12 protein-coding genes are annotated in these 13253 nt (G+C 60.2%); 1 reads left to right on the top strand and 11 read right to left on the bottom strand.

Annotated features, from left to right (window positions below; genetic code table 11):
• Positions 1-319: 319 nt before the first annotated feature.
• From JQ611_RS37190 to JQ611_RS37155, 8 genes are all read right to left on the bottom strand, one after another.
• The gene (locus JQ611_RS37190; protein WP_212468242.1) at positions 320-802 is read right to left on the bottom strand and encodes a hypothetical protein; all 483 of its coding nucleotides are present in this window, start codon (positions 800-802) and stop codon (positions 320-322) included.
• 309 nt (positions 803-1111) lie between these two features.
• Positions 1112-2461 (bottom strand): DNA-packaging protein, encoded by a 1350-nt coding sequence (locus tag JQ611_RS37185; protein WP_212468241.1) that lies wholly within the window; start codon positions 2459-2461, stop codon positions 1112-1114.
• Positions 2448-3044 carry a hypothetical protein gene (locus tag JQ611_RS37180; RefSeq protein WP_212468240.1) on the bottom strand — a complete coding sequence of 199 codons (597 nt, stop codon included), beginning with the start codon at positions 3042-3044 and terminating at the stop codon, positions 2448-2450. The genes JQ611_RS37185 and JQ611_RS37180 overlap by 14 nt, the downstream gene beginning before the upstream one ends.
• A gap of 523 nt (positions 3045-3567) precedes the next feature.
• Entirely contained in the window at positions 3568-4617 is a 1050-nt protein-coding gene (locus tag JQ611_RS37175; protein ID WP_212468239.1) for a virulence-associated E family protein, read from the bottom strand.
• A 158-nt stretch (positions 4618-4775) separates the two neighbouring features.
• Positions 4776-6176, bottom strand: coding sequence for a DEAD/DEAH box helicase (locus JQ611_RS37170; RefSeq protein ID WP_212468238.1), 1401 nt, complete (start codon positions 6174-6176; stop codon positions 4776-4778).
• Between the two features lie 341 nt (positions 6177-6517).
• Positions 6518-6715: an AlpA family transcriptional regulator gene (locus JQ611_RS37165; protein ID WP_212468237.1), complete on the bottom strand. Its 198-nt coding sequence runs from the start codon at positions 6713-6715 to the stop codon at positions 6518-6520.
• A gap of 100 nt (positions 6716-6815) precedes the next feature.
• Complete coding sequence (locus JQ611_RS37160) at positions 6816-7415, bottom strand: GntR family transcriptional regulator (protein WP_212468236.1); 600 nt, start codon at positions 7413-7415, stop codon at positions 6816-6818.
• Entirely contained in the window at positions 7412-8776 is a 1365-nt protein-coding gene (locus JQ611_RS37155; protein ID WP_212468235.1) for a site-specific integrase, read from the bottom strand. The genes JQ611_RS37160 and JQ611_RS37155 overlap by 4 nt, the downstream gene beginning before the upstream one ends.
• Positions 8777-8994: 218 nt before the next feature.
• Here JQ611_RS37155 and JQ611_RS37150 point away from each other — a divergent pair, with 218 nt between their 5' ends.
• Positions 8995-9264: a hypothetical protein gene (locus JQ611_RS37150; protein WP_212264746.1), complete on the top strand. Its 270-nt coding sequence runs from the start codon at positions 8995-8997 to the stop codon at positions 9262-9264.
• 23 nt (positions 9265-9287) lie between these two features.
• Here the strand turns inward: JQ611_RS37150 and JQ611_RS37145 are convergent, their stop codons facing one another.
• From JQ611_RS37145 to JQ611_RS37135, 3 genes are all read right to left on the bottom strand, one after another.
• Positions 9288-10100: an aspartate dehydrogenase gene (locus tag JQ611_RS37145; protein ID WP_212264513.1), complete on the bottom strand. Its 813-nt coding sequence runs from the start codon at positions 10098-10100 to the stop codon at positions 9288-9290.
• A 138-nt stretch (positions 10101-10238) separates the two neighbouring features.
• Positions 10239-11900, bottom strand: coding sequence for a ShlB/FhaC/HecB family hemolysin secretion/activation protein (locus JQ611_RS37140; protein WP_212264512.1), 1662 nt, complete (start codon positions 11898-11900; stop codon positions 10239-10241).
• A 14-nt stretch (positions 11901-11914) separates the two neighbouring features.
• A partial coding sequence (locus tag JQ611_RS37135) for a hypothetical protein (protein WP_212468234.1) occupies positions 11915-13253 on the bottom strand: 1339 nt, incomplete at its 5' end.

Genomic DNA, 13253 nt, shown 5'->3' with positions numbered 1-13253 from the left:
ACAAGCTTTGGACGGAGGAAGATGATCGCCGCCTGCTTGAATTGCGAGACAGCGGCAGATCGATAGCAGTGGCCATGAGACGCTCGGCCTCTGCGATTAAGGGTCGTCTGTGTATTGTCCGCCCGGGCAGCCTTAGCGAAATCCACCTTAAGCCATACTGAGAAATGATACGAAGCTCGTCGTTCGAACCGACATCCCTACCTGCGGCGCCAAAGGGCCCTTGGTCGAAAGTTGGCTGCATGTAGTGAAACAAGGCCGATATCGCCTGATCATTCAGCGGGACGGTAAGCGTGTGCTTATTCACCCGACCGGCGATCGGCTAACGTGACCGCCGCTTTCGTCCCGTATTAGGTGAAGATTTGACTCGTCTCTGGATGCCGATCAGGCGCATCATCGTGGATCGCTGAGAGATGGGCTGTGGTGCAGCCACTTCGGGCACGTGTTGACCTTCAGACGGCGGCGGCGAAGCCTCGGGCGTCGGTTCGAGGGGTGCTGTAACGGATGCCGGCATAACGTCCGCAGTAATGCAGGGTGTTTCGGACATCGCCGAGGCTCGAGTTTCGAGTGACAATAGAAACGCCCGGCCCGCGTCGGTAATCTGCCAACCGCCACCATCGACAGTCACAAAATGCGAACCGAAGATGCTTAGGCCGGGCGCAAGCGCAGCTAGCCGCTTGGTTCGATCGGTCCAATCGGGGCCACTGGAAATGAGAATAGAAACCTGTCGCGTGAGTTGGGCGAGCGTTGCTCGCCCATCAACTTGACCGGCCAACACCTTCAAAACCGTGATCTGAAAACTCACGTGCAGTCTCGCGCGCCCCGGATAAAAACAAAAAGCCGCCTCCGGGACGATCGGGGGCGGCTTTTCGGTTACGCAATTACAAGCCCGGTAAGGCGACGATCAGGGTGGCAATTATTGGTGAACAAGAAGTTGACGAATTGAGCTAATCCCGGCTTTTCGGCCTTTGGCAGACTGCAACCGGAACCGGCGCGTTCCCGCTCGCCGTCGGGCGCTCGAAACCGTCGCTCGTCAACAAGTTTCCGCGCGCATTGCTCGAAGATTGTTCATGAGGTTGCGGATGAGCCGCTCTCCTGAATCCAAGAACTCATTTTACCAAGCTCCCCACGGATTATCGAACCCGCGCGTAACAAAGTTGATACGGCCAGCATACCTGCCAGCGTCGACCTGCACGCAGTTGAGCTCGCCAATTTCAATTTGCTGATGACCGATCATCAATTCGGTAAGCGCCCATATCGTAGCGTCGGCTCGATCGGGCGAACCATCGCCGACATAACCATCCGACGTCATCGCGCACAATTCGTCTTCAAGCTCCGGGAAAGAGTGCACGTGCTTCACGCGGTTTTGCTCATACAGCGCGGCAACAGGCTCTGCTCGCGCGATCTTGCCGCGCGATGCCGTTACCTCGCGATATGAAACCGAGTTGTCGACTGTCCGAATAACGTGCTCAACCATCGCGCCGCCGAAGTTACGCTCCGCAATAATTCGATCGGCCTTGAATTCCCGATAGGCCTCAACCGCGCGTCGGCCCCATCCATCCGGCGACAATTTGCAGGTACGATCGGCGAGGACGTATGCCTTGCCGTCGACACCCTTGCCGGCCACTACGATTCCGACGGCGTCGCCCTTGTCGGACGCGCCCGCCGTTCCGGACGGATCGATCGCGACTACGACGCGCACCATGTCGGGGAGCGCGGCCCCCTTCAGGGCGGCATCGTCGATCATCTGCCGCGACCACAGCGCGCCCTGCACATCCTCCAGCAGCTCGGCGTTTAACTCCTGCCGGCCGAGGCGCGTCCCTTCGTATCGCACCCTGATGCTTTCAAGGAACGCACCGGCGAGGTTTGCGGCGTTGGCAAAAGTGCTGGCGCGCGAGATCGCGACGTCAGTGCCCTCCCGTGCTAGCAGTTCCCGTAATAGCCTGCTCGGCTTTGGTGTCGTTGTGACCATCCATCGCGGCCGCGCCCCAAGGCGCAGGCCGAACATCAACTGGTCCCATGTCGCGGTCGGGTTGTTCCAAGCCGCCAATTCGTCACACCATGCAGCATTAAATTGCGGACCCCGGAGGCGTTCCGGCTCCTCGGCCGAGAACATCGAGGCCTGCGCGCCGTTCGGCCATGTCAGCCTTCGTTTGCTAGGCTCATACTCCGGCCGACACCAGGCCGAGGCGGTGGCGAGGATCCCGGACTCACCCTCAACCATGATATCCCGGGCGTCCGCAGCCGTTGGCGCGATCAGCGCAATGCGGCCTGCCTGGTTGGCTTCGGCCAAATCCTTGACCCATTCGGCACCAGATCGCGTCTTTCCCGCTCCGCGTCCGGCCAAAAACAGCCATCCGTTCCAGTTGCCCGGCGGAGGCAGTTGTTCGGGGCGCGCCTTGGCGTGCCAACCGCCATCTGCGAGGCTGTCGGCTAAGCGGCTGGCGAAGCTACCCAGCGACATGGTTGATTACTCTCGCAGGCAGCGGCGCCTGTGCGTTGTTTGCGTCCAGGTCGCGCAGCGCCCCCACCACGGCGCTACGCGCATCAGGGAACGGTGCCAAGGCGCGCATGAGGCTTGCCTGCACGCGCGCAAACTCCGGACTATTCACGATCGCAACGTTGCCGTTGATGTTGATGGTCGACCGCGCCAGTGCGCCAATCTCTCCGGTGATACGCGCCATGGTTTCGAGTGTGGCAGTCAACCGGCCGGCCACGCAGGCAGCGCCGCGGGCATCGCCGGTTTCAGTCATGGCGGCGAGCTGACCGGTCAGCACGGTACGGATCATCCGGAGATAGTCCAGAACGCTATCGCCCTCCGCTGCTGCCTTCTCCGCCAGTTCGGCAAGCTGCGCCGGACCGCACAGGTACGACGCCTTCATTTCGTCCGTGACGTGGTTGTGCCAGTGCCGATGGATGGAATCACGGTCAAGCGAGAACTTCTCCGCAAGGGCGTCGAGCGACGCGCCACCGGCGCGCAGCAGCTCAACCCGCCACCGTTCAGAGTGTTTACAGACCTGGCAGCGGGGCTGGCGAGTTGGGTTCATGGATAGGGCTTCCGGTGACGTTGGAAGCCCGCTGCGCTGTCGCGCCCTGAGCAAGTCAGAACAAGCTGACCGCTCGCCCTTACGCGAAAATCTGTAGCAATTCAAGTATGATTTTGTGGGTAACCGTGTGGGTAGCCGACACACGCTATAAAAGCGTCAACAAGTTCAACTATTCAGGTGCAGTACCAGCGGACAGTTGCTCCGCCGAGAGCACGATGACATCGGCAAGCCGTCGCGCGAATGAGGTGATCAGGCGCGCTTTGAGGCGCGCCCTTTGGGCCGTCACCGGTGTCACCCCTGTCACCAGTGGTTTTCTAAACTCCCCGAAATTCTACTTTTCTCTATGTGTGTGCAACATACTGGTGACAGTGGTGACAGTGGTGACAATAGCTGTGCCGCGGTAGTTTTTGCTGTCACCACTTGATCCATGTCACCACTTGATCGAGTGGTGACAACCGTTGGTTCTTGCTGAGCGATCGCCGGACCTGCGGTTCCGAAGTGGTGACAAGCGGATTTTCGTCGCTCAGTGGTGACGGACGTACCTCCATGTCCGCCTCCCATCTTCGTTGCGGACTTGCGAGCGAGCGAAGCCGAACGATTGCAGGCAGCGTGAGACGCGGGTGGCGTTCGTCTGGGTCCATTGTTCCTTCGGAATTGCCAGCGCCTGATGCAGGACTTCGTCGACGGATGTGCTCGTGAGGTTTTCCACAAACACCTGGATTGTTTCATCCCATGGATCGCCTGCATAGCGGCCTCGTTGCTCAACTGCGGCGTCCTCGATCAACGTGCGATCAGTTAGCCACCACGGTCGACCGGACCTGAAACTCATGACTGTCTGAGCCCATATCTGATCGCGATCCCGCCGGAGCCCAGCGAGATCGATCGACCCGCAACGCACCGGCCAGAACCGACGCCCGCCGGTCGCATCCTTGAGATACCCGGCGGCGTTGGTCGTGCCGATGAACACGCATTGCCGCGGGCTCTCGATGATGCGCTTGCCGTACGGCGGCCGGAACCTGTCCGTCGTTCGCGAGACGAACGCCTTGATCTTGGAAACGTCGGGACCGCGCAGGCTGTCCAACTCCGAAAGTTCGATGACCCAAACCGCCTTAGTCTGCATGGCGGCATCCTTGGTGCCGAGCAGCGCGATCTCGTCGCTGAACCACGGTTCTGTCAATGTGCGCACGGCAGTGGATTTCAAGATGCCTTGCCCGCCTTCCAAGATCAGGACCTGGTCAGCCTTGCAGCCGGGCCTGAATATCCTGGCGACTGCGGAGGTCAGGAACGCCTCGCCGACAGCGCGCGTGTAAGGCGTGTCCTCCGCGCCGAGGTAGAGTGCCAGCCAATTGCTCGTCCGGTTTATTCCATCCCAATGGAGCCCATCGAGATAGTCTCGCAGCGGATGGAATTCGTTGTCCCTCGCAACCGTCTCGATCGCCTGTTGTGTTGTCTCGAGCCCAACCGAAATTCCCATGTGCTGTAGCCAATCCGTCGCTAGCGCATCATCCCGCTGCGACCATGGCCGGTTCGAAAAATCGTTCCTGCCCGCCTCCCAAGGCGGCGCGCCGGTCATCACTGTTGTGAGGCCAAAGGCGTCAAAGCTGATCACGCCCCTCCATTGCGCTGCAACCCGCAGCGCGGTGATTGCGTTCGCCAGAGGCGGGCGCGGTTCGCCGTTGCCTTTCAAAAGCAGCTTTGATCGCCAGAGTTCATCCAGTTCGACGACGCGGTTCATGCTGCACCCCCGGATGATTGCGCGCGCCGTTCGCGCAAATGATGAAAGGCCCAGCCGGGTTTCCAGCCTTTGACGATCGCTGCCATTCTGGCGTGGCGCTCGTTATCAGCCCAGGCGAGCAGTTGGTAGTGTGACATCCCGCGTATTTCTTTGAGCAATTCGGGATCGCCGACCAACTCACACCAAAGGTCGACGTCGCTGCGGCGTTTCGCCGGCGGCCGTGGTGGCGCGCCACAGGCCTCGCATGACGGTCCGGAGGCATTGACGGCAGTGCAGGCCTCGCATCTCCAGAGATCGTTCCGCATCGTACCTATGGTGCGCGGCCGGGCCTCCAGACTCCATTGCCGGGCCTCGCTCGCCAAACCGTGGCGGCGCCAGTTTCCGACCAGGTCGATCACCGTCGCACATGTCTTGCCTGGTGAGGGCCGCAAGCACCTGCCGATCTGTTGCAGATGTAAGCTCAGCGATTGCGTCCCCCGAAGCATCAGCACCGCTTCGACGGCCGGTAAATCAAAACCCTCGCCGAACAAATCCACATTCGACAACACGGCAGTTTCACCGCGGGCAAACCGTTCGATGATGGCGTCTCGCTCCGTCTCGCCGGTTTTCGCATCGACGTGTTCTGCAGAAATGCCCGCTGCCCGGAAACAGGTGACAACCTTTTCCGATTCCTCGACACAGACGGCAAAGACGATCGTTCGCTTGCCGGCAACGTGCTTGCGATAAGCGGTCACCGCTGCTTGATCGATGCGATACCGCTCTCCCACCGCTGCAAGTTCGCCTCTGACGTAGTCGCCCATGCGCGTGCGGACGCCGGTCAAATCCATTTCGTTCGGCGCCAGATGCCGATACGGAACGAGAATTCCGCGCCTCTTAAACCAATCAAAGTCGGGACTGCGAACTAAAACCTGAAAATGCTGATCGAGGCCTGCGCCGTCGCGCCGAATCCATGTCGCGGACAGACCGATGTGGAACGCGTCGGGCAAGTAGGCGTGAATTTGGCTCCAAGAGCGCGCGCTCAGATGGTGGGCTTCGTCCCAAATGACGAAACGCGGCTTCTCAAGGTGCTCGTAACATCGTAGCAGCGTCGAGATCGAGCATACTTGGACGAGAGGCCAGGGATTTGCTCTGAGGCCGGAGGCGATAAGTCCATGATCGACGTTGACCGCCGCAAACTTGCTGCTCGCTCCCTTTAATAATTCGCGCCGGTGGCAAATGAACCACGATCGAAAGCCTCGCTCGGCGGCGCTCCCGAGCATGCTGGCGGCGACAACCGTTTTTCCCGTTCCAGTCGGCGCCTCGACGCCGACACGCTTGTATCCCTGCCTCAAATGCTCGCTGGCGCGCTTCTTGAGCGAGATTTGATCAGGCCGCAGCGTTAAACCGGGAGAGGCCATAGCAGGCCCTCCGCTTTTGCCGCCGCTTCCGCTAGTTCGAGTGCTTCTATGATGTGGCGTAGCTTGTGCGGCGCGATCGCGATGCACGGACCCGAGTTTTTGTATCCGCCCTGCCCGTTCGATTCGCACAGCCGCACGGTGATGCGCCGGTCAGATCGGAACGAACGCAGCGCGATTTCGAACCGCGCCCGGTCATGTTTTTGCACCGTCGCGATGAGCCGGTCTTGCGGCCGTGTGGGGATTTGGCCTATATCGGAAGTGTCAGCCCGCCCGGACTGAGAATTCCGAAGGTCGCCACCGTCGCCACGGTGAGCGGCCTTCCCTGCGTTTGAGGCCATGATCTATGCGGCCTCGCGCGCAGCAAGGCGAGCCGCTTTCCAGGCTTTAACTTCATCGCTCAACCAAGCGCGAGCCTGCTTGCTGATCGGGAAGTTTTTCGGGAAGCTACCAGCCGCCATCCCATCATAAATCGAGCGAGTGCAGAGGCCAGTTTCCTCCCTCACCCGAGCTAAGCGCCAAAATTGTTTTTCAGACGACATTGGTTCATCTCCGTTGCGTGCGCTTGCGTGCGCATGACGACGAAGATGGATTCAGTTTTCGAGTGTTTCTAGTTGTTTGTGATTGGAGTTTGTCAGAGTTTCAATCTGTGACAATTTCCGACTTCAGGTCGGCGAGCGCGTCCCGGCAGGTCGTCCGTGAGGCACCGAACTGTGCAGCCATGGCCTCTTCAGTCAGCCCAGCCAGTTTTCCCAGACCATAATCCCGCATCGCGTCTTTCACACGGTTACGAACGATCGCCGGTGGCCCACGACGCCGAGGGTTTGAGGGTCGGACTGGCTTCGCCTCGTTGGGCCGTGCCGATTCAGGCTGCCCTGCCTCTGGCACCGATACAGTCGTCCAGCCAAATGCTTCAATGTCCCGGCGCCTTAACCAAATCCCCGTTGCGATGGCCGCGGGTAGATTCTCTCCCGGGAACGCGGGCCGTCTCGCTTGGTTGTAGAGCCAATTCGGCTTGGCTAGGTCCCAAAATCTCGGTTCAAGACGAGCCTCTGCCTTTCTTTGAAGGCAGTGAGCGCCGTTCTCATCAATATGCTCCTCGCAATACTCGTTAGCAGTCGCTGTGACCTCATCCCGCCGCAAAGCGCTCAACAGCACCTCCGCGACCTGATCCAAATCCTCAATATTCCGCGCACCGAGTTCAAAGGCTTCCCTGAGCGTCATGCCGATCAGCGACGTCATCGCGCTGCCCTCATGTCAATCACGTTGGCCTGCCGATCGGTTCGGACAGGCTTCGCGCAATATCTCGCCCAGTCGGCCATCATCCGGCGGCGCTTTTCGCGCATATTACCGCGCCGATAGGCCGCTTCCACCTTGTCAGGAACCGTGTGCGCCAGCGCGATATCAAGCATTTCCTTTGGATAGTTCGTCGTATCGTGCCCCCAATCTAGGAACGTGCTTCGGAACCCGTGTGGGACAATCGACCGATCCAGTTGAGGATCTTTCCATAGCGGCAGCCCCACCGCTTCCCTTTCCTCATTCATGCCCTTGAGCATCTGATCCATTGCCGCGTTGGATAAGCCGGCAGCGGCGTCTTTGCCGCCTGGGAAAATGTAATCGCCGTCGGCTGGTAAACCTTCCAGAATGGCCAAGGCTTGTTCCGAAAGTGGCACCACATGATCACGTTTGCGGGCACCCTTCTTGCCTTTCACGCGGGCGGCTGGAACGGTCCAAAGCTTCTCAGTCTTGTTGATCTCTTGCCATGTGGCGCCAATCGTGTCGCCCGTGCGTGCGACCGTCAGAATGGTGAATTCCAATGCTCGAGCGCTGACGCCTTCCTTGGAGCGAAGTTTGGCCATGAACGCCGGTAATTCCGCGTAGGGCAGCGCGGGATGATTCTCCACTGGCGCGACTTGCGATTTGGCCGGCAATAACTGGGCTAGATGTCCGCGCCATGCCGCCGGGTTTTCGCCCTGTCGGTAGCCCCGGGCCTTGGCCCAATCCAGAACGGTTTCGATCCGCCCTCGGATTCTGGACGCGGTTTCGGTCTTGGTTGACCAAATCGGCTCAATGATTTTCAGCACCAGCGCCGTATCTACAGCCGCAACCGGCAAATCGCGGATCAGCTTGCAATAGTCAAAAAGAGCGGGCTTCCCTTTTGGACCGAGAGCCAGAAGCGTCATTCGGTATTGGTCGGCGTGCTTCTTGCTTTTCCACCCTGCCTCATGGGCCGCTATATATCGCTCGGCACATTCCTTGAACGTCAGCGTCTTGGCCCGCTCCAATTGGCCGGCCAACCGTTCTTGTTCGCGCTGTGCAAGTGGGTCTAGGCCGGCGCTGAGAGCCTTACGGGCAATGAAAGCCGTGTCGCGGGCCATACTGAGGGTAACGAGCCCATCGCGCTTGTTGACGCTTACAGGGCCCAGGCCCATCTCGCGGGACGTGGTGCCGCCGCGCATGTAGCGAAACAGCCATGACTTAGTGACCCCGCCGTTCTTGCCGGCAGAGACCTGCAGATACAGCCCGCCGCCATCGGCATATCGGCCCGCGTCCTTAACGGTCTCGACGATCCTACTACTAAGCTTGTTAAGTTGACGAACCATCCGCCGCACTCATGGCCCACAAGGCTACCCACAAATGAAGCGTATAACGGTGCGCAAACGTGCGCAAGAGTCCGCAACGAATATGAGCAAAAAGTGCCCATTTTATCGAAATAAAATGCAAGAGTGCGCAAGCGTGCGCACTAGTCGAGTACGGACACCCCTTCCGCCAAAATGTTATCCTGGGCTTTTCATCCCTCGGGCTTTGGCAAGTGGTGGCGATGCGTGATTTCGAGAAAGCGACGCGCGTACTGGACGCCTTGAAGGCCGCCGAAGATCAGCCGGCGCAGTTGGCCTTGCCGATACTGAACGGACTGGTCGGCCTGGTTCAGGGAAGCGGCGAGCAACCGCTGGAGGTCGAAGAGGCGCGCTCTGGTGCATTCATGGCGATTTGCGAGGTCGGCAAAGCGCTGCACCGCGGTCAGCCTGCGGACCAGCTTTGGTCGGCGGCGATCGGCGCCACGGAGCGCTGGATGTCGTTGACGAAGTGAGGCCTCGCCTCACCGCCTGATCCTCAGGTTCCGACGCGCAGGGCTGAACCTTGCTTGCGCAAGTATGCAATGACCGAAAGTGCCGTGATGCGGCCGGTCTTGGGGTTTTCCGAGGGAATGTTCTCTATCGTCATCGAAAAGCGCGCGGAATCCGATTCCACTTCGACGCGGTGCACGTTGCGGGTCACCGTTGGATCGGCCCAGATCTGCAGCGTGGTCCGGTCGGGCCCAAGGCCCGCCAGCGAAAGCGCCACGGCAACATTGAGATTCGCCGGGAAGCCCTTGGCCGCATCACGGGCGGTGCCCTCGAAAATCTTCAAGGGCTCGGTGATGCCGGCAATGTCGATGTTGTTTTCGACCAGATAGGGAGCCCCGGCGAGGCCGTTGAGCGGCTTTCGCGTCACCATTCTGACCGACTGGATATTGCCTTCCGCCGCGGCGGTGACCGCGTCGAGACCGATCAGCGCACCGGTCGGCACGACGATCTGGCCGCCGTTTTGCCTGGCCAGCGCAATGAGATCCTCGTTCTCGAGAAGCGCGCCCACGCTCAGGACGATCGCAATTTTACCGCGGCTCACGAACGGGATGACAATCGATCGAACGAGCTTGCTGGGTGCGCACTCGATCACGATATCGGCCGCCGCGCAGAGATCGTCGATTGGCAGGACGGCGGGCGAACGCTTCAATTTGGCGAGAAAATCGCCATGCTTGGCCGGGTCCTGTACCGATACCGCCGCGAGGACCAGGCCGTCGATGCCTTGATCCAGGGCTTCCACGACCTTCCGCCCGATCGGACCAAGGCCGACGACGGCGACGCGCCGTGATGGGTTGGGCATCTTACGAACTCCGCAGAAATTGCTCACGTGCCCTGCATAGCATTTCCGGGACGCGCGTCGAGAATGGCAACGCGGTCACTTCAGATGACGGAACACTGGCCCGGAGCGGCGCGGCTCGCTGGAATCCCGATCGCCGGTCTATCCGGGCGTATTTTGCTTTGGGAACATCAGCAAGGGCCGGAAGATGAACCGGCCATAGTATTCGTAGTGCCGCTGGGTGGAAGTCGCCAGTTTCAGAGGCGTTGCATAACTGCCCTCGAAGGTCAGCGACGGCGCCATCGTCCACGAGAAACCCACCCCGATCGAACTCAATTCCACGATGCCGGGGAACGTGGAGAACACTGCGCCCCAATCGGTGAACACATACGTGTCCAGGCCCTTGAGAATGGCCGACCAGTTGTAGTGCAGTTCGGCGTTGACGTAGTAGCCGCTGTCGCCGGCCACCGCATTGGTGGGATAGCCGCGCACGGTGGTCGGGCCGCCGATCGAAAAGATCTGGTCGCCCGGCAACAGCTTCGTCGGCGAATATTGCCAGCTGCCCAGCAGATTGGCGCTGAAATTGGCAGGCCCCATCCCCGTCGCTATCGCACTGCCGGTATAGGTATTGAAGGTTCGGTTGCCGTTCAGAATGTAATCGTGCCATTCGATGTAGTTCATCGACGGCGAGACGGTGATGGAATAATTGTTGCCGGAATTGGTCAACGAAAACCCACCCGTGGTTCGCTGATAGCGGTCGCTGGTGACCGCAACGGTGCTAAACCGGCTTACCGTATTGCCGTCGGTCTGCGCCGCATTGAGCAGCAGCAGCCAGTTTTGTGTAACCCAGGCCGGCTGGCTGAAATTGATGGAGGCCTGGGTCGATCGCCCGGTTACGTCGAGCGCGACGAACGGTCCGTCGATGATCTTGATCTTCCCTTGCGTGTAGCTCACGCCGACGCGGCCGCCCCACGGGTTTACCGGAATGTTATAGGCGACGTTGCCGTTGAGGTTGCCGTCCGACCTCACCCCATAAAAGGTCAGGCGATCATCCACGCCGAACAGGCCGTGACGCCGGTAAAACGCGCCGCCTTCGAACCGGCCGGTGTTCTGGACACCCTGATTGTCGACAAATAATTGCAGCGTATCGGTGGGTGGTTCGATAACGGCGAATTGCAGGTCGGTCAGCCCGAAGCTGGTCCCCGGCTGCAACAACGCCTTGATCTGCACGTCGTTGGTTCGATTGAACCAGATCACATCGCGGTTGAGCTTCGGCACATCGAGGACTTCACCTTCCGGCGCCTGGACGCGCGGCAGGATATAGGATGTCGACGTCTGCTTGTTGCCCTCGATGGTGGTCTTTTGCAGACGACCTTCCGTCAGCTTGATGCGAACGATCCCGCCCTTGGCATCCTGATCCGGCAGCGTCGCGATCCCCGTGACGATCCCGCGTTCGGCGTAGACCGCGTTGATGTCGGCTACGACCTGCTGAAGTGTCGCGATATCGGCGTCCTTGCCGATATATTTCTTCGCAATCTCGTCGAGCTCTTCGGGCGTAATGAACTTGGATGAATCGAATTCAAGCTTGCGCAGCAGGAATTTTGGACCACCTGGTTTCAGGGTTTGGGTCTTTTCCCGCTCGCCGCCGACCACGCCCGGGCCCTGGAGCTTGGGTGGTTGGCTCTGCCGCTCGAGTTGCTGCCGCTGGCGGTCGATGTCAGTCTGGATGGCGCCGGGGTTGACCTGCGGGGCGAGCTGCGCGCGCGCGGATGCACTGCACAACAGTGCAAGCCCGACGCCCAATGCTATTGCCTGCCTACGCATGAAAACCTGTCGCCTTAGAACTGAACTACCGGATTGCCATTCTCCCTGGCATCCGCGAACCGATTAGCATTCCCTTTTGCGCGTCCATCAAGCCCGGTGCTGTTCCAGCCCGGACGGCTATTCTTGCGGCCTTCACGATGGAGCTGCCGAAGCTTCCTGGCTTCCGTAAGCCCCTCAATATTCACGGCCGGTCCCGATCCGATCACCTCAACCGGCTTCGGGGTGAGCAGCGCCTCCAGTCGCGCGTTTCCGGCAAGACCAAGCAGATAGAACGTTTCGGCTCCGCTCTTTTGCGCCAGCCAGGTGGTGAGCGTTTCCGTGCCCTCGGTGTCGTTCGCGATGTTGCGGATCGCCATCGAGCCGGTGAAGTTGCTGCAGCAGGTGTGAGAACCCACGTAGTTGGTCACGGTCGCCGAGATGTCGCCATTGTAGAGGACGACGTAGCTGTCGGTGACGTTGGCGTTGCCGTTGTGGCTCATCGTGAACACGCCGCTCGGCTGGTAGAGCTGCAGCGTCGCCCAGTTCGACGGCGACGGCGAACGGTTATCCAGCAATATCCGTTGGGTCAGCGTCGTCAGCATCAGCTGGCCGGGCACGAAGCCGTTGACGATAGTGACGTTCGGCGCGTCGGTGACGAAGTTCGCGTCAACGACCCTGAACTGGTTCACGATGATCGTATCCGGATCGATGTTGAGATTGGCCGAGGTCGCGACACCGCCCTTGTAACCGGTGACGTTCATGATCAGCGGGATCGACGGCGTCGATGGAATTTGCCCGCCGACGACGTTGATGGTGTTGGCGGCGAGATCCAGTTGCTTGACGACGCCAACCCATTTGATGGTGAGGTCGCCGGGAGCGGACAGCGCGACCGTATTGCCCCTGATCTGATCGAGCCTGATCGAACCCGCCGTATCGAAATGGGTGTCGCCATTGGCATAGACCGATCCGCCCAGGATTGAGCCGAAGTCGGAGCGCAGATTGACGTCACCGGCGTCGCCGGGGATGCCGTTGGCGGTCAGCTGCTTGAAGACGATGTCGCCATGTGCCTGCAAGGTCTGGGTGCCGCCGCTGATCGCCGTCCCGAGGGTGATCCCGCCCGTCGTCGCCGTAATACCGAGTGCGCCGGCCAGCTGGAGGTTGGCCCAGTCGATCAGCGTTCCCTTCAGCAACGCGCCGCCGGTGACGGTGGTGAGGTTGGCGCCGGTATTGGTGGTCGCCGCGATCAGCCTGGCGGAACCATGGGCATTGATCGAGCCGCCGGCGAGCTTGCCGGTATCGGCGTTGACGTTGATGTTTCCGACGTCGCCGGTGATGCCGTTGGCCGCCAGCTGATTGAACGTGACATTCTGGTTG

The organism is Bradyrhizobium sp. AUGA SZCCT0182, from assembly GCF_018130185.1.
In the GTDB taxonomy this organism is placed as follows: Bacteria; Pseudomonadota; Alphaproteobacteria; order Rhizobiales; family Xanthobacteraceae; genus Bradyrhizobium.
This window is presented reverse-complemented; position numbering and strand designations above follow the sequence as displayed.